We start from the raw sequence: 18,301 nt of genomic DNA, 5'->3' as shown, positions 1-18,301 counted from the left end.
CATTAATAAGAGCGTTTTTATTCGATTAAACCAAATGCTTTATCGTTAAATGACCATGTATCTGTATTGGGTGGGGCTTTGCTTTTTTTTGGAGAAAAAATAAACAGAGGAAATGTGCAGTTTGTCCAATTTAAAAAAGTAAAAAACGGTGGATAAACTTTTGAAAACAAGCCTATTCAGATTGGTTTTCGAGCACAGTAAATTAGCTCGGGATGCAAATACCCCAAGCTTATTTAAGCAAGTTATCTTGAAAATTTCACCCTACTTTTCAAGGAAAGGCAATACATCGTTAAACCTCCAAAACAAGGCTTTATTGAATCTTTTCCAGTATTTTTTCAATCACCTCTGGATCTTTGTTCATTGAAAATTTTCGACTGAACAATGCTGTTGAAGCCACAAGCTCATCAAACTCATCAATAGTCCATGTGTAGGGTTTCCCCCTATCCCAATCAATCAATCGTGCATAGCTCATAGATGAGGAGTGGCTGTCCTTAAATTCGGAGTTCATCAAAAGGGTTTGCATAAATACCTCATCGTTAAAAAAACCGTTGTCAAAGTTCTCCGCAATGAATCTTTCTTTGCCCACGACGTATTTTGCAAAATCGTTTGTAATGCTGAACCAAGCCTGGCCCCAATAAAAATCCTTTAAGCTACTGTTCCTGAACCTGTTGATAAACAAACAAGTTTGCAGGAATGCAAATGGATAACGAAGCGATCTGGACCACTTTCTGGGCAACCTTTTGTTAATATTGATAAAGTGATAGTATTTATAGCGGCTGGCTATTTTCCAGTTCTTTACCTTGGTAACGGACAAAAACTGTTGGCCATCGTGTTTTTCAAAAAAATCATGAATATAATCCTGACTTTTAATAGGTAGGTCCACACCGGAAATCAAGTGATAATAGGCATAATTTTTTTGGATGGCCGCCTTCAACAATCTCAATTCGCAATCTATTTGACTATAGCCAGACCAATAAATCGGTTTTCTTTCGATAAAAAAAACATTGGAAGATTTACATTGATCTTTTAGGTCATTCTCGGATATGGCATCAAATTTTTGGTCCAAATGAAGATAAATGTCATTACGCTCATCATCCAAACAACCTAACAGTTTGCATAGCAATTCGGGTTCGTTATGGGCCATGACAAGGTATGCATGTTTCCTATTTTCCATTGTAAACGAAGGTGATTTTAATTTTGGTTGCCCAATTGGCAGACTTGTTTTTTATATTTTTTATTGTTTTGATGGGAATGACTAAAATTTCCACCACTTTTTACTTTGGGCGCCATAACCGTATCCATATTTTCCACCATAGCCTAGTTCTGATGCTTTTACACCATTCACCACAAAGGCCAGGTTATTTAATTTTCCTTCTTTTCTGAGCTTTAGTGGGAACTCTACGTCGCCTATACTCGATTGGCCCGCTCTAGTTACATAAACCAAAAGGTCGGCGTATTCACTTATAAGAAGTGTATCCGTAACCGGCATCATTGGTGCGGTATCGACTATAACATAATCATAAACTTGGGAAACTGTGTCCATAAGGTGTCCAAATCGATTATTCATAAGTAATTCGGAAGGATTTGGAAATGTTTTACCCGAATGGATAACATCTATTTTGTTCTCGTTTACCTCGGTACTATTGGTTATATCCTTCAAAACAAGGGAGTCATCAAACAAATAATCCGTCAACCCAGCATTCCTCTTAAAGCTTGACCTCTTATTTTTAACATGCTCCTTTCCATCGTTAAAAAACATATAAAACTTCGGGTTTCGAATATCTGCCCCGACCAATAAGACTTTTTTGCCCGTGCTGGATAAAATCAAGGCAAGGTTGGTGGAGAAAAAGGTTTTTCCTTCTGTTGGAAGGCTGGAACTGACATAAATTATGTTTTTTCTGGCATTGCCGCCCTTTAGTTCCGTTTTGAGCAAATAATCCATATTGGTCCTGATAATTCGTAAGGCCTCCGATAGCACAGAACGATCGTCCTTTGCTACAGTTTTTATGGATTTATTCTTTAATCGGGGCAATTCGCCGATAACGGGCACCCCGGCCCCTACAACCAATTTTTCCAATGCATGGGCACTGTGGATCTTGTCATCTATTACATCCAAGCCGTAAACAATTCCGGCAGGAATTAAAATTCCCAATAAAAATGACGCTAGGTATATAATACTTTTTTTAGGTGCTACCGGAAACTTACTTGCAGGGAAAGCCGTATCCACAACTTTAGAGTTGGGTGATGCCGAAGCGTATGCAATTTGGGCTTCTTCTCTTTTTTGCAATAAATACAAGTACAGGCCCTCTACCGTTTGCTGCTTCCGGGTAATCTCTCGCAATGCTCTTTCGTTCCTTGGAGCAGAATATATTTTTGAATTGATGGTGGCCAACTGTGAACTAAGGTTGTTCACCCTTAAATTCAAATTATTGGTCATACTGTTCAAACTGGATTGCATGCTCTTTTTTAGGTTCTCCAACTGTTCGTCTATGTTAACGATAACAGGGTTTTTTTCATTGGAGCTCTTCAATAGGCGCTCACGTTCCAAAACCAGTTGGTTGTACCTTGCAGTTGTGCTGGTGATCGAAGCATCTGCCAACCCAATATTGGAAGGAAGAATGCCGTACCCCGCTTGACTCTCAAGTTCATCACTCACGCTGTTGGCTATCTGTAATTGGATCTGTGCATCCTGCAATTCTTGCTGATTTGCCGCACTTACGTTCAAATTGATATTGGATTGTGATTGGATATCCGTGAGCCCCCTGTCCGATTTAAAATCTTGTGCACTTTGGTCTGCCTCTGATAAGTCGCTGTAAATATCCGCAATTCTGTCATCTATAAATTCAGCAGTTCGGTCGGCAATGGCTTTTTTGTCATTTTTTCCGTTGAGGTTGTAGATATGTATCAACTCGTTCAAAAAATCCATGGCCTTTTCCTGTACGGCATCTTGGATGGTCAAATTTATTATTGAGGAATATTCGTCGGCAATAGCGGCCCCAAGCGCTTTTTGGTAGCTTAAGGTAACATCGCTCACAGGGGAAAGCACTATTTTTAATGTTTCCCCAATATAAGGTTTCAATTTTTTGCTTTCTTCTGGAAGGATTGTTATTTTACCTCGATTAGTAGTGATCTCCTCACCAAAAGTTCTATTTTGCTGTTCTTCGTTCTCTTCTGTCCAGTACAAAAAGTTGGTTTGGGACTTTGGAATGATATAACAACTGAATTGCACATCCCTTTTTATGGAATCTATGGTAATTTTCACCGGGACATCACCATAAATTTCGGAATTTTTTACCCGGCCTACATGCATCACTTTTTTATCGAGCCCCAGGTTTATGACTGCCTGTCTTACATTGGTTCGGGAACGCATCACCTCAATTTCATCCTCGACCTTTTTTGATCCCCCAGGTAACAAGTTCAAATCACTGAAAAGACTGAGTTCCGAAGGAGCACTTTTTTCCTCTACAATCTGGATGGTGGCATTGGCTTGGTATTTCGGCGTGGCATACCTTACATAAAGGTATGCAATGGAAACTGCGACTATTGCCGACAGCACAAACCAATGCTTGTGCTTCAGGTATTTCTCCAGCTCTCCCTTCAAATTATTTCTTTGCATTTTAGCGTTCAAATTGGGATTTTCCATATATATGAGTGGAAATTTTTTTGGTGTAGATTAATTTCTTGAAATTAAAATAACTGCGGATGTAATCAAAGCCGTTACAATGGATACCGTGATACTGGCCCTGTTATCCAAAGTGGAAGAGGTTATGGCCGATTTGTTCGGTTCAACATAAACAACATCGTTTTGTGTTAGATAGTACACAGGGGATTCCGCAGCACTGTTGTTGGTCAGGTCAATCCGGTAATACACTTTTGTTCCGTCGAACTCCCTAACCACCAAAACATTCTTTCGCATGCCTTTAATGGTCATATCTCCGGCCAACCCCAGGGCTTCGAAAATTGTAATTTGCTCCCCATTGACCACGTATGTACCGGGGCGTTTCACCTCTCCAAGAACTGTGACGGTAAAGTTTTTTAATCTAATATTGATAATGGGGTCTTTTAGATAATCCGATAAATGCTCGGTCAGTTTAACCCGTAACTCTTCGGGGGTAAGTCCAACTACTTTGACTTTACCAACGACCGGAAAATCTATCTCGCCCTCTTTGTCCACTAAATAATCTACCTGCTCTGGCCTAATGCCTCCTTCCTGTGTTCCCCTAAAAAGGTTGAATGGGGCACTGGCTTCTGGATCAAGGGTGGAAACATAAATACTGATCAAATCATCGACTTTGAACCGAGTAGTGGATGTGCTTTCCTTTACCTGTGTCTCCAAACCGGATAAGGCTGCATTTTGGAAATAAACCACATCCTCTTTAGATGCGCAGGATCCTAGAAAAATTATGGCAATTAAAAAAAGTACTATGTTACGAGGTTGAAATTTCATTGTTGAATATTTTGGTTAGATGAACTTAAATCGATTTAAAGCGAAATATAGAATAACTTTGGTTGCCAAAGAAACCTATTTTCACACAAATTAGGGGTACGGCCATCAACAGCGGATAATGCACCCGTATTTAAGCCGCTCTTGGCAAAACCATTATTTAATAAATATTTACTTTTGTTTGAACAAAACATCTATTTATGTATTGACATAATATTAAAGGATAGTTTGAGTTTTAATAAAACATAAAATCGCGACTAAAAGTATATCAGTCTTCCACAAACCTCTTTTTATTTCGTTTAAGCTTATGAAAAATCGTTCAACCGAACTAATTTACCTTTTTATCTTTGTGATTCCATTTTATCGTCTGACAGAATTTTCCCTTGCGCAATAAATAATCATACCAAAAATAAATGACCGATTAAATGCAATCACTATTATTCCCTTTCATCCAAAAAAAAGTGACTTGGTCTAAAATCAAGTACAAGTCTTATAATTTTTTTACCATCTTTGAATTCAACAAAAATTAAGCATGAAAAAAATCAAGAATATTTGCTGTATTGGAGCCGGTTATGTTGGAGGCCCCACTATGTCTGTAATTGCCTCTAAATGTCCTGAAATAACGGTAAATGTAGTCGATATAAACCAAAAAAGAATAGATCTTTGGAACCATGAAGATTTGGATAAACTTCCCATTTACGAACCTGGCTTAAAAGAAGTTGTAGGAAAGGCCAGAGGGAAAAACCTGTTCTTCTCGACCGAGGTGGACCGCGCTATAGATGAGGCCGATATGATCTTCATTTCCGTGAACACACCAACAAAAACATACGGTAAGGGCAAAGGCCAAGCGGCTGACCTAAAATATATTGAACTATGTGCCCGAAACATAGCAAAAGTGGCCGTTAACGATAAAATTGTGGTTGAAAAATCCACACTTCCTGTTCGGACAGCCGAAGCGCTGAAAAGTATTTTGGAGAATACGGGCAACAATGTGAATTTTGAAATCCTGTCCAACCCCGAATTCCTCGCAGAAGGGACCGCTATTGATGACTTGCTCGATGCAGACCGTATATTGATAGGTGGTGCGGATACCCCATCTGGACAAGAAGCAAAGGATGCCTTAAGCTGGGTGTACGAGCACTGGCTGCCCAAAGAACGTATTTTACAGACCAATGTTTGGTCTTCTGAGCTCTCCAAACTTGTAGCCAATGCTTTTTTGGCGCAACGGGTCTCTTCCATCAATTCAATTTCGGCACTTTGTGAAAGAACAGATGCCAATGTTGCCGAAGTATCCAAGGCAATTGGATACGACTCCAGAATTGGATCTCGGTTTTTGAATTCCTCCGTTGGTTTTGGAGGGTCTTGTTTTCAAAAAGATATCTTGAACTTGGTTTACATTGCCAAAAGCTTTGGATTGCAAGAAGTTGCCGATTATTGGGAACAGGTAATCATAATGAACGATTACCAAAAAAGACGTTTTGCGGACAATATTATTGCCACGCTTTACAATACGGTTTCCGGCAAAAAAATAGCTTTCTATGGTTGGGCCTTTAAAAAGGACACCAACGATACCCGCGAATCCGCTGCCATTTATGTAGCAGATGCGCTATTGGAAGAAAACGCAAATATTGTGGTGTACGATCCAAAGGTGTCCAAAGAAACCATTTATGCCGATCTGGAATACCTTGGTAATAAATCAAGGGAAGAAATCGAAAAATTGGTGACCGTTGTAAACGATCCCATCGAAGCTGCAAAAGATGCCCATGCCATTGCCGTGTTAACCGAATGGGATGAATTTAAGGAGTATGATTGGCAAGCCATACACGATCTTATGCTTAAGCCAGCCTTTGTTTTTGATGGACGTAGAATTTTGGACCACAAAAAAATGGAGGCTCTGGGCTTTAAATTCTACAAAATCGGGCAAAACGGAAGCTAACCATAGGGTTTAGCATCCAGTTATGTGATATACGTACCATATGGCCACAAGCATATTATACAGAAAAACACACCTTTTGGGCAAATGAAGATAATCCAGGTTATTACACTTAGCGAACCAATTGGTGGAGCTCAAATGGTGCTTTTCAATAACACGGAAGCCATGGTCAAAAGCGGTCATGAGGTTCAGGTAATGGTCGGACAAGAGGGCACTTTGACCAAACGGCTTGAAGCACTTAACGTAAAGGTTACCTGCATACCAAGTCTTAAAAGGGAAATTTCGCCCATAAACGACTTTAAATGCTACAAGACCATCTGCGAATTATTGAAACAGGAAGCACCGGATATTGTAATCTCGCATTCGTCCAAAGCAGGAATTTTATGCCGACTTGCTTGTCATAAAATAGGAGTGCCCAACATTTTCACAGTCCATGGTTGGTCGTTCACGCCCGGGGTAAAAGGGCTTAAGCGATATGTGTACATGGCCATTGAAAAAGTGATGGGCAGGTTTACCGACCATTTGATCACCGTTTCAGCATTTGATTTCAATTTGGCCTCAAAGCACAGCATAGTCCCCGAATCCAGAATGCGCGTAATTTATAACGGAAGTCCGGACTTTTTAAAAGAAGAACGGAAAGAAGCAAAAGAAGACCCGATTACCATATTGATGACGGCCCGTTTTTCGTATCAAAAGGATCACATGACCCTGTTCAAGGCCTTACAATCCTTAAAAGATGCACCTATCCAAGTGGATTTGGTGGGCCATGGGGATTTACACCAAGAATTTGTGGATCTGTCCAAGAAAATGAAGATCGATCATTTGATTACCTTTCATGGCGAAAGCAACGATATTCCCTCATTTTTGAACAAGTCGGATATTTTTGTGCTTACCTCCAGATTTGAGGGGCTCCCCCTTTCTATATGTGAGGCCATGTCCGTAGGAGTTCCCATAGTAGCTTCTGATGTGGGCGGGGTTCATGAAATGGTGAGGGACGGTTACAATGGATATTTAATTCCAAAAGAAAATCCCAACCATTTGGCAGAAAAGCTCTCCAATTTGATACGGGATAAGGAACTGATGGTGGAGTTGGGCGAGAATTCAAGAAAAACCTTTTTGGAAACCTTCTCAACACACCAAATGGCAGCCTCGACCGAAAAATATATCGAGGATATTTTAAAGAAAAGCTCAGCGAAATAATATATAGCAATAAGAATTTATAAAAAATAACCAATGAACATCTTAGTAACTGGGGCAGCAGGATTTATAGGATACCACCTTTGTGAGCTTCTGATCAAAAACGGACATACCGTAATTGGTTTGGACAATATCAACGATTATTATGATGTTGGGTTAAAATATGCCCGTATACAGCAACTGGGCATTCCAAGAGCTAAAGCAGAAGTGGACGGACAAATATCCTCAAGCACATTGCATGGCGAGCAAATGAAGTTCATAAAACTCGATCTCGCCGACCGCCAAGGTTTGGATCGGCTATTTCAAGAAAACACTTTCGATGTAGTCTGTAATCTGGGGGCCCAGGCCGGAGTACGTTATAGTTTGGAAAATCCCGATGCATACATTCAAAGCAATGTGGTGGGTTTCGCCAATTTATTGGAATGCTGCCGACATGGCAACGTTAAGCACTTGGTGTATGCCAGTAGCTCCAGCGTTTACGGATTGAACGAAAAAATTCCCTTTTCTACGGAAGACACCGTGGATAGGCCCATTAGTATTTATGCTGCCACCAAAAAGAGCAATGAGCTTATGGCACACACCTATAGCCACTTGTACCAGCTGCCCACTACCGGGCTTCGGTTCTTTACCGTTTATGGCCCTTGGGGCAGACCGGACATGGCCCTGTTCCTCTTTGTGGATGCCATAAAAAAGGGCAAGCCCATTAATGTGTTCAACTATGGCAATATGGCCAGAGACTTTACCTATGTGGACGATATTGTCGGAGGAATGTCCAAAATTATTGAAACGCCTGTAGCAGAAAGCAAACGAAAGGACGAACTTTATAAGATTTATAATATTGGCAACAACAAACAGGTTAAGCTTACGGATTTTATTGATGCCATTGAGTCCTCTTTGGACACACCCGCCAAACGTAATTTAATGCCCATTCAACCTGGTGATGTAGAAAGTACTTGGGCAGACGTGAACGACCTGATAAGAGACTACGACTACAAGCCCGATACGCCCATTGAAAAGGGAGTAAAGGAATTTGTGGACTGGTATAATGATTTTTATGAATAAACCAGAGGTCTAAAAAAAGTCATGCCGAATGACGATTGGCTATAATTGACACAAATTGCACGGAACCTTCAAGAACCATCTTTTTTGTCATTCTGAACGAAGTGAAGAATCTATAGTCTAGTATTTCAGCTTGTACTTGTTCTTGAGCTTGAACTTGTTCTTATAAAAGAGATTCTTCAGTCGCCATGCTCCTTCAGAATAACAGGCAGGGGTTTACGCGTCATACTTCCTAATGAGCCACGAAGAGGGATCTCATAATTTTGAATTTGCAATGAGATTTCTCACTGCGTTCGAAATGACACAATACTCTTAAATACCCATTGTGCGTTTTGAACATAGAACTTAATTCTAGGCGTCATTTCGAGTAATCTTTATGAGTGAAAATGAAGAAAGATTGTATCGAGAACCTTTTTGTTACTTGTCATTCCGAATGAGGCACGAAGAGGTATCTCATTGCCATAAGGCTTCTCGTAGCTCCTCCCGACAGAATAACCGTAAAATTTATAGTAGTCTCCCCAAATTATTGGTTTTCCTCCTTTAATTTTTTTTTAGTTTAAGCTTTCCGATTACTTCTCTAAGGCAGTTTATCGGCATTATTCCAATGGACGAGCCCTCTTTAGCCTTGTTAAAAAAAACGCCTCAATGTTAAAAAAAGGGGTATTTCATCGATAATTCATGGGTTGCACATCCAAACAAGGGTACACTCCGTATCAGTCATGTCGAGAATGTAGTTTGTCCGATTTAAACCGATTTTCATCGAAAAAATATAGCACCACAGAGAATCAATGGATTAGAAAGTGCATTTCATCGAAAAAAAATAGTTTTACGTCGATAAAACATACAATTAAATTAGATTTGTTTCCCAAGTCGGAAATATAGTTTTTAACCACTTAACCTCTTTATTCTAAATGGCATCCCACAAAACCATTTCGTACGTGAGTCTTTTATTGCTTTTTATTTCCCTGACGCTTTCTTCATGTAGTAAGGATAGTGATTTGTTCGATGAAACGATTCAAAACCAAATTGAAGAAGAAACAACTGAGGATGGCGAACTCATAAACCCAGTATCCTTTAGTGTAAACAATGATGAATTCACCATTTCCGGAGCTGTGGAATCGGCTATCTTGGATGTATTGAAAAATGACAGTATTCCTTCCCAAGAATTGGAAAGCTTTCAAATTGTGGCAGTATCCGATGCCTTGGAAGGCGATATAAGCCTCAACGAGGATAATACCATAACCTATTCACCAAAACCGGAATCTGCCAACAAGGCCGGCAACAATGGTATGGTAAGCGACGAATTTACCTATACCGTGGAGGTACGAGGAAAAGGTAGTCAAAACAAATATGAAAAAAAGGCCACCGTGGTCGTAAACACCCAATATGGTAGCGCGGACATGGGAGCGTTAAAAGCGTTCCCCGGCGCCAAAGGTTTTGGCCAAAATGCCGTAGGCGGTAGAGGTGGACGTATTATCCATGTAACCAATTTAAATGAAGATGGACCAGGAAGTTTGGTAGAGGCTATGTATGCCAGTGGGCCAAGAATTGTGGTGTTTGATGTTGGAGGTGAAATAGAATGGACTTCACAGCGAAGTATAAGGAATCCAAACATTACCATACTTGGGCAAACCGCACCGTATCCAGGCATAACTATAAAGGGAAATGGAATCAGGGTAATGACATCAGAAGTTATCATTAGATATTTAAGGATTAGAATAGCGGGTGAGAGTGAATCCGATCCAATAGGCATTACTAACCATACATCTAACTCAACGGTTGAAAATGTAGTAGTTGACCATGTAAGCTTAACTTGGGGAAATGATGAAAACTTCTCTATAACCGGAGATTCTGGAGGATCATCAAATTCTCCAACTCAAAATATAACCCTTCAGAATTCAATAATAGCAGAAAACATCGATGGAAACCATTATGCAGCGTTGATTGGCAGAAATGTTCATAATTTTTCAATGATTCAAAATTATTGGGCCAATAATGGCAATAGAGTTCCTGAACATACTTATGGGGATGAAACTGATTTTGAGTTTGTGAATAATGTTCTTTATAATTATAACAGAGCTATGACAACAAGTTTTGGCCCAGCTACTGTTGAAAGTATAGGTAATGTTTTTAAAGCTGATTCTGATTACCCACCAGGGCAAGCTGATCATGTATACCAATTAAACAGTTACGAGAATCCGGATGGATTGGCAGATGAGGGCTACATGTATCAAACTGACAATATACAATTGGGGACTAATACGCATGGTATGATGAATAGCAACTGGGAATCTGCAAATCAATCATCTAGACGCATATCAAGCCCATACACTCCATTACCGAGTTCGGAGGTTGTTGATGCTGTTTTAAACAACGTTGGCCCTAGTGTCATTTTTCCTGATGTAGTTGATGCAAGATTGATTGGTAATTGGACGGATGAAAATGGAATTCAAGGCATTACAGACATTAATACCATTGGCGGATTTCCAAATATAACTTCCACTGCGCGTGCAGCAACTTATGATACCGATAATGATGGTATGGCAGACGTTTGGGAAATTCATACTTTTGGCAATTTAACGGCTAAACCCTCCGATGACGAGGATGGAAATGGTTATACCAACATTGAAGAATTTGTATTTTCATTGACCATGAATTAAAAAATTTAATTAGCTATTTCTTCATTCAAAAAAGAAATATGTTCATTATCGATTAAGCTGTTCCTTTGAACAGCTTTTTTTGTGCGGTCAATCCATTCATTTATACTTTTCCATTAAAATTTAGGAATGAAAGGTTTTTTAAAAGATTTATATAACAAAAATAGAACTGGGTTTTTAGTTCTTAGGCCTATTGTTTTAACCTACCAATTTTTCTTGCTCAAAAAATACCTGTCAAATGAAAAATTTATATTAAGAAGATTTAAAGATAATTTTGGTTACAAGCTAAATCTCAATGAACCCAAAACTTTAAATGAAAAAATTAATTGGTTAAAATTAAACTATGAGAATCCAATAGGCAGTAAACTTGCGGATAAATACCGTGTTAGAGAATATATTAAAAATAAAATCGGGGAAGAATATTTGGTACCTCTCGCCTATATGACCAATGATCCAAATAATATAATCCCAGAAAACATACCAGATTATCCAGTTATTATTAAAACCAATCATAATAGTTCTGGAGGAATTGTCATTAAGAATAAAAAGGAAGAAATTGACTGGAAATCCATTCAAAATCAGTTAAAAGCAAATTTAGCTGAAAACTATTATTGGATGGGTCGTGAAATGGTTTACAAAGATATCGAGCCTCTAGTAATTGTAGAAAAGTTATTAAGTGACCGAAATGGCAATGTTCCTTATGATTATAAAGTACATTGTTTTAATGGTAAAGTACAGATGATTAATGTTGATATTGATAGAGGAACCAGCAATCAATTCTGTAATTGGTATGATAGGGACTGGAATCGAGAGCCTTACGAATGGGGAGGCAGACTTCCAAATGGGGAATTTATTAAACCAAGTAAAACAAACGTCGATAAACCAAAGTGCTTGGATAAAATGATTATGTTATCCGAAAGCTTATCACAACAATTTAAATACTTAAGGGTGGATTGGTACGTTATTGACAATAATCTTTATTTTGGTGAATTAACGCTATACCATCATTCAGGAAGCAAGCCTATATATCCTTTTGAATGGGATGTAAAGTTGGGTAGTAGATTAATTATATCCTAAAGATGAGAATAGACTTTAGTATCGATAGTTTAAAAGGCGGTGGTGCCGAAAGAGTTATGGTAACCATAGCAGATGCACTTGCAGAAAATCATGAAATAAGATTGATAACTTTTAATGATGATGATAAATATGTGGTTTCAAATAAGGTAAAACGAATAAAACTGCATCAAGGTTCCATTAAAAACCATAAACTAAGATCCATTTATAATCTGTTCCGTTTTTACAAAAAACAAGAACCAAAACCTGATATTTTGATTTCTTTTATGCCCACAAATGGTCTAATTGCCATAGTTGTTGGGCTCTTGCTTAAAATCAATGTAATCGTTTCGGAACATATCAATCATTCATTTAAAAAGAAGAACAAAAAGACTTTATTCATTCGAAAGTACTTCTATAGATTTGCTGATTTTATTACTGTTTTGACTTCCTATGACGTAGATTATTATACCAACATGGGGGCGCGGGTTAAAGTTATGCCCAATCCAATTTCGGTACCCAGTTATTCTAAACCTTTGCTTGAAAGAAATAAAACAATTTTATTGGTCGGATCTTTAGATCGCTATCACCAAAAAGGATTTGATTCTTTTTTACCTGTAATTGCACCCATTCTCAAAGAAAACAGTGATTGGACACTAAAGATTTTAGGAGGAGGTGAAACTGGCTTTGCTCACCTTAAAGGAATCACCGAAGACTTAGGCATTGAAGAAAATGTGGAATTTGCTGGGTTTTGTCCTAATGTCTTTGAAATTATGCAGGATACTCAAATCTTTGCGCTCCCTTCAAGATTTGAAGGGCTCCCTATGGGATTGATGGAAGCACTTAGCAATGGCATGGCCTGTATTGCTTACGATTGTGTATCCGGGCCAAGTGAATTGATTGAAAATCAAGTAAATGGAATACTTGTGGAAAACCAAAATGCAGAATCGATGCAAGATAATCTGAGGCTTTTGTTAGAAGATGACAAGCTACGGATGGCTTTAGCTACTAAAGCTCCCCAAAGTATGCAAAAGTTCACTTTATCAGAGATTATTAGAAAGTGGGAAGCTTTATTCAAAGAACTAAGTACAGATTAATGGAATCTAAACCTGAGGTTTTCCCCATACTACGCTATGTTATTTTAGCCCTGATTCTATGGAACTTTCCTGGGTTTACATTAGTCTATATTAATGATACTTTATCCTCTTTATTAAGCTACGCCTCCTATGGATTAATTTTAGTATATGTTATTCTGAACAAAAAGACTGGGAATTGCTATGAAATGCTTGTATTCGGAATACTATATTATATGATTGGTATCCTAGTCAGCCAAGTATATATTGCCGATATTCATTTCTTCTTTGTAAGGGTCATCAAATACATTATCATAATTTGGGGTGGGTATGAAGTGGTAAAAAATACAACTCAAAAGGAACTTTGGTTTTTTCTTTTGATTGGGGCCTTGTCCATTTTGGGGAATATCTTTCTTTTCCAAAACCCTCTGGCCGATTATGGTCGTTATAGTGGTTTTTATTTAGATGCGAATAATGGAGGCTTGGTCTGTTTAATGGGTTTTGCTCTAAGTTTTTCCATTATTAAACCCTTAAGGCTTTTTGGCAAGCTTTCGTTTACAGGATTAGGACTGATAACCCTATCCCGCACCTTTATGGTCACTTGGCTTTTGCTGAATCTGATGTCAATTCGTTTGAGTATAAAAAACGCCAAGATGTTGCTCATTGGATTTGGAGTGCTGATTTTGCTTGTAACCTTTAACGAGTTTTTGCCGGTTAAAAACGAACGCTTGGAACAGATTGGAGCATTGATCAGTGGTTCTCAACAAAATGATGTCCAAGCATTGAATGAAGACTCCAGAACCGAAACCTGGGCACGCTATTACGATGTGTTGTTTGAAAATCCAATTTTCGGTAATGGATACCATTCTTTTTATGGTTATGGTATTGTTCCAACAAAATGGGGTGTGCATAACACCTATTTATTGATTTGGGGCGAAAGCGGTATAATTCCTTTATTAATTTTTCTTGCCTTTCTTTTCAAATTGTTTTTGAGGGGATATCATCAATTTCAGGAAAAACCACATGGCCTATTAATGCTTAGTGGTTTGGCCCTCTTTTTTATGACCAACCATAATTTTATGACCAACGAATATGCCATTTTTATCCTCTTGTGGATAGCGATTCAATTAAAAGAGTCATCCAGCTTCAAATCTTTTGAACACTACTCAATTGTCAATCAAGGTACAATGGCTTCCGAAATCGAAAAAACATAGTGGGGTAAATGCAGAAAGAGGATAAAAATTGGCGCTCCCTAATTAAAAAGATTTGGAAAAAATTTCAAGGCCAACTATTTTCCAACATGTTGACCGTAGCGGTAGTATCGCTACTGGTCAAAGGTATTGCCTTTTTTAAGGAAATATTGATTGCTGACACCTTTGGTATTTCTGAGCTTTTGGATACGTATTTGATTGCTGTTTTGGTTCCTTCTTTTGTACAAAACGTATTTATAGGTTCCTATAGTTCAGTATTTATACCCAATTATGTTGCAGAAAAAAGCCATCAACAGCAAAGTATAGGGGCTTTTCAGGGTTCAAGCTTCATCATTACGCTGGCTTTGGCCCTAATCATGATGGGAATAACTTATTTAGGTATTGATGTTTATTTGGAAGTGTTATTTCCTGGTCATGAACCACATTATTACGAACTGATTAAAACTCAATTGTGGATTGTGTTGCCCTGTATGCTATTTTGGGGGGTATCGTCTTTAATATCTGGCCTATTAATGGTAAACGATGAATTTCTGTATTCTTCCTTAAAAGGCCTATTTGTTCCCTTGACAACCATTATCTTTCTAGCATTTTTCCATCAAAATTTACAAGAAAAAACGCTTGCCATAGGTATGTTGGTTGGTAGTGTATTAAGCCTTATATATTTAATAGTCATTGGAACCAAAAAGAAAGTGATATGTATTGACAAACCAAATTTTAAAAGCCATAATATTCAAATTCTTATAAAACAATTTCCTGCAAAAATATCATCCAGTTTGATACACGGAATGAATCCAATGGTTGACCAATATTTTTCTGCTCAGTTAGCGGTAGGTGCCATTGCTTCCCTTAACTATGGGAGTAAAGTTCCTGTAGTGGTGCTAGGACTTATCAGTATTCCTGTAGGTAGTACACTGCTCCCCTATTTTTCAAAAAAAGCACTGGATGGAAGCAAAACACTTTTTAATTACCTTAATAAAATATTAGCTTCTGGATTGGGCCTTGGAAGTATTTTAGCCATCCTACTCATTTTATTATCAAAACTTATCATCACCCTATTTTTTGAACGCGGCACATTTACCAGTTCGGATACGGATCAAGTTTATATCATACAGCAAATGTATTTGATTCAAATACCCTTCTATATTTCTGCCATTGTGATGAACAAATATTTGAACGCAATAAACAAAAATAATTTTTTGGTATTGTCTTCAGTGGTAAACTTGATTTTAAACATTGTATTGAATTACATATTCTTAAAACTAATGGGAGTTAAGGGAATCGCTTTGGCCACATCCATAGTTTATTTTGTAAATGCCTTAATTATTTATCTGTACATCAGAAAAATACATAATAATCAAACAGCATCTATATAATAACACCTATTAGACAGCTTTCCTAAACAAGAAAAACATAAAATCAATAATACAATAGTGATAAGTCCGTTAAAAACATATACCTCAACTAACACATGAGTAGTAAAAAACTAAAAATCCTAATATTTATTCCGAGTCTAATCGCGGGTGGAGCAGAAAGGGTTATGCTCTTTATTGCCAAAAACTTGAATCAAAAAAAATTCGATGTCAAACTAGTTGTTATTGGCTTTAAAGAGGATACCATATATCCTACAGAAGGAGTAGAAGTAGTTTATCTCAACCATCCAAATGCGAAAAACGCCTTTTTCGATATACTAAAATTATTTTTCAAGCACAAGCCTCACATTGCTTTCAGCTCACTTACCCATGTTAATTACATTGTCGGCCTAGTAGCTTATTTTTATCCTCGTACAATATGTGTAGCACGAGAAACAATTGTTCTAAGTGTTAGGGATTCGTTTAAAAAGCGGAATAAAAGTAACACTAAAAACAAAGGGGTTTTTAGCTTTCTTGATTCCAAAATATCAGATTTAGCACACAATCGTATCAACTATTTTATCTGCCAGTCAGAGGATATGAAAAAAGACATGATTCAGATGGAAAAATATGCTAACAAGAATATCATAACCATCAATAACCCAGTTTCAGAGGAAATCAAAACAAAAGAAAGCAATCCCGATAATACATCATTACAGTTAATAACGGTTGGAAGATTGAGCAAACAAAAGGGGTATGAAAGAATCATCAAAGGGCTATCTAAACTAAAGGTTCCCTTTACTTATACAATTATTGGTGATGGAGCCGAAAAGGAACGTATTTTTAAGGTAGCCAACTCCTACAATATCATGGATAAAATTAAGCATATTCCCATTAGCAAAGAAGTGTACCAACATATGGCCAACAGCCATATTTATTTACAGGGCTCTTTTTTTGAAGGTTTTCCCAACGCTTTGATTGAAAGTTTAGGGATAGGCACTCCCGCCATAGTATATGAAGCTCCTGGTGGGATGAATGAAATTATTATTAATGGTGAAAATGGGTATTTGGTAAAGAATGATACCGATTTTGTTGAAAAACTTAATCTTTTGATCAAGCAACTTGAAAATTCCCCCCCCAGTCAGGTATCAAGTCATGTCGTAAAAAAATTCGGTTCGCAAAAGATTATTTCGGATTACGAAAATTTCTTTAAATCAATTACAAGCAAGAAAAAGTAAAATAAGAAGTAACCTATCAACCCATTCGGCACACATTATACCAACCAGCTAAAACCAAGGTTTATGAAACAAAAAATCCGACATTTATACCTCAACACCAGTCTTGGCTATTTTATATTGCACCCCTTCTTTTTATTATATGAATATGTCTTGCAATTAATCCCCGACAAAACATTGGTCAAGCGTAAATTCCGTTCCAGCATGGGGCGTGAACTGGATTTGGAAAACCCACTTACACTAAATGAAAAAATCAATTTTCTTAAAATTTACGAGCGTCATCCTTTATTGCCCATTGCCGCAGATAAATATAAAGTACGGGAGTACATAAAAGACACCATTGGCGAAGCCTATCTGATCCCCCTAGTTTTACATACCAAGAATCCCAAGGACATTACAGCTGAAAACCTTCCAGATTACCCCGTAATCATCAAAACAAACCACAATAGTTCTGGAGGCATCATCGTTAAGGATAAAAGCAACATAGATTGGAAAGCAAAAAGAAAGGTTTTGGCAAAACTTTTACGGGAAAATCATTATTACAGTACCCGAGAATGGCAATATAAAGATATAGAACCAAGGATAGTGGTGGAAAAGTTGCTGACCGATACCAAAGGCAACATTCCTGACGATTACAAACTACATTGTTTTAACGGAAAGTTAGTATTTACCCAAGTAGATCTGGACAGACATACGGAACATAAAAGAAACTTGTATGATGTGGATTGGAAAAAAATTCCCTGTAAATGGATCTATGAAAACGGAGATGAGGTTCCCAAACCTTCCAATTATTCCAAAATGAAGGAACTGGCAGAAAAAATAGCCAAAGATTTTACCTATGTTAGAGTGGACTTCTATAGCATAGACGATTCCATTTTCTTTGGCGAACTGACCTTTCATTCAGATTCTGGTTTCGGTAAATTTATCCCAGAATCTTACGATTATATGCTTGGTAATATGTTAAATATTAAAGATGCTTTTAAAAAAGAAAAATAATTAGAATAGAAAGTACCTTATAAACTATTATATTTCGTAAACCCTCATTTTATTTGTAACCAACCCTAATAACATTTCAATTTTCACTTAAATC

General features: G+C 37.6%; 13 protein-coding genes. 10 read left to right on the top strand and 3 right to left on the bottom strand.

Annotated elements, in window-relative coordinates:
• Positions 1-310: 310 nt before the first annotated feature.
• From MURRU_RS11535 to MURRU_RS11525, 3 genes are all read right to left on the bottom strand, one after another.
• Positions 311-1,174 carry a beta-1,6-N-acetylglucosaminyltransferase gene (locus tag MURRU_RS11535; protein ID WP_014033647.1) on the bottom strand — a complete coding sequence of 288 codons (864 nt, stop codon included), beginning with the start codon at positions 1,172-1,174 and terminating at the stop codon, positions 311-313.
• Between the two features lie 81 nt (positions 1,175-1,255).
• Positions 1,256-3,643, bottom strand: a complete 2,388-nt coding sequence (locus MURRU_RS11530) for a GumC family protein (RefSeq protein ID WP_014033646.1) — start codon at positions 3,641-3,643, stop codon at positions 1,256-1,258.
• 30 nt (positions 3,644-3,673) lie between these two features.
• Positions 3,674-4,447, bottom strand: coding sequence for a polysaccharide biosynthesis/export family protein (locus MURRU_RS11525; protein WP_014033645.1), 774 nt, complete (start codon positions 4,445-4,447; stop codon positions 3,674-3,676).
• Positions 4,448-4,976: 529 nt separating this feature from the next.
• Between MURRU_RS11525 and MURRU_RS11520 the strand changes: the two genes are divergently transcribed.
• From MURRU_RS11520 to MURRU_RS11475, 10 genes are all read left to right on the top strand, one after another.
• Positions 4,977-6,380 (top strand): nucleotide sugar dehydrogenase, encoded by a 1,404-nt coding sequence (locus tag MURRU_RS11520; protein WP_014033644.1) that lies wholly within the window; start codon positions 4,977-4,979, stop codon positions 6,378-6,380.
• An 84-nt stretch (positions 6,381-6,464) separates the two neighbouring features.
• Positions 6,465-7,577, top strand: a complete 1,113-nt coding sequence (locus tag MURRU_RS11515; RefSeq protein ID WP_014033643.1) for a glycosyltransferase family 4 protein — start codon at positions 6,465-6,467, stop codon at positions 7,575-7,577.
• Positions 7,578-7,610: 33 nt separating this feature from the next.
• Entirely contained in the window at positions 7,611-8,636 is a 1,026-nt protein-coding gene (locus tag MURRU_RS11510; RefSeq protein ID WP_014033642.1) for an NAD-dependent epimerase, read from the top strand.
• A 908-nt stretch (positions 8,637-9,544) separates the two neighbouring features.
• Positions 9,545-11,293 (top strand): pectate lyase family protein, encoded by a 1,749-nt coding sequence (locus tag MURRU_RS11505; protein ID WP_014033641.1) that lies wholly within the window; start codon positions 9,545-9,547, stop codon positions 11,291-11,293.
• A 126-nt stretch (positions 11,294-11,419) separates the two neighbouring features.
• Positions 11,420-12,367: an ATP-grasp fold amidoligase family protein gene (locus tag MURRU_RS11500; protein WP_014033640.1), complete on the top strand. Its 948-nt coding sequence runs from the start codon at positions 11,420-11,422 to the stop codon at positions 12,365-12,367.
• Between the two features lie 2 nt (positions 12,368-12,369).
• A complete protein-coding gene (locus MURRU_RS11495; RefSeq protein ID WP_014033639.1) occupies positions 12,370-13,440 on the top strand; it encodes a glycosyltransferase family 4 protein in 1,071 nt (356 codons plus the stop codon).
• Positions 13,441-13,652: 212 nt separating this feature from the next.
• A complete protein-coding gene (locus MURRU_RS11490) occupies positions 13,653-14,630 on the top strand; it encodes an O-antigen ligase family protein (RefSeq protein ID WP_187289845.1) in 978 nt (325 codons plus the stop codon).
• Positions 14,631-14,638: 8 nt separating this feature from the next.
• Entirely contained in the window at positions 14,639-16,000 is a 1,362-nt protein-coding gene (gene murJ / locus MURRU_RS11485) for a murein biosynthesis integral membrane protein MurJ (protein ID WP_014033637.1), read from the top strand.
• A 95-nt stretch (positions 16,001-16,095) separates the two neighbouring features.
• Entirely contained in the window at positions 16,096-17,214 is a 1,119-nt protein-coding gene (locus MURRU_RS11480) for a glycosyltransferase (RefSeq protein ID WP_014033636.1), read from the top strand.
• Between the two features lie 63 nt (positions 17,215-17,277).
• Complete coding sequence (locus MURRU_RS11475; protein WP_014033635.1) at positions 17,278-18,207, top strand: ATP-grasp fold amidoligase family protein; 930 nt, start codon at positions 17,278-17,280, stop codon at positions 18,205-18,207.
• Positions 18,208-18,301: the final 94 nt, after the last annotated feature.

The organism is Allomuricauda ruestringensis DSM 13258 (assembly GCF_000224085.1).
In the GTDB taxonomy this organism is placed as follows: domain Bacteria; phylum Bacteroidota; class Bacteroidia; order Flavobacteriales; family Flavobacteriaceae; genus Flagellimonas; species Flagellimonas ruestringensis.
The sequence above is the reverse complement of the archived record's forward strand: the minus strand, read 5'-3'. Positions and strand labels throughout refer to the sequence as shown.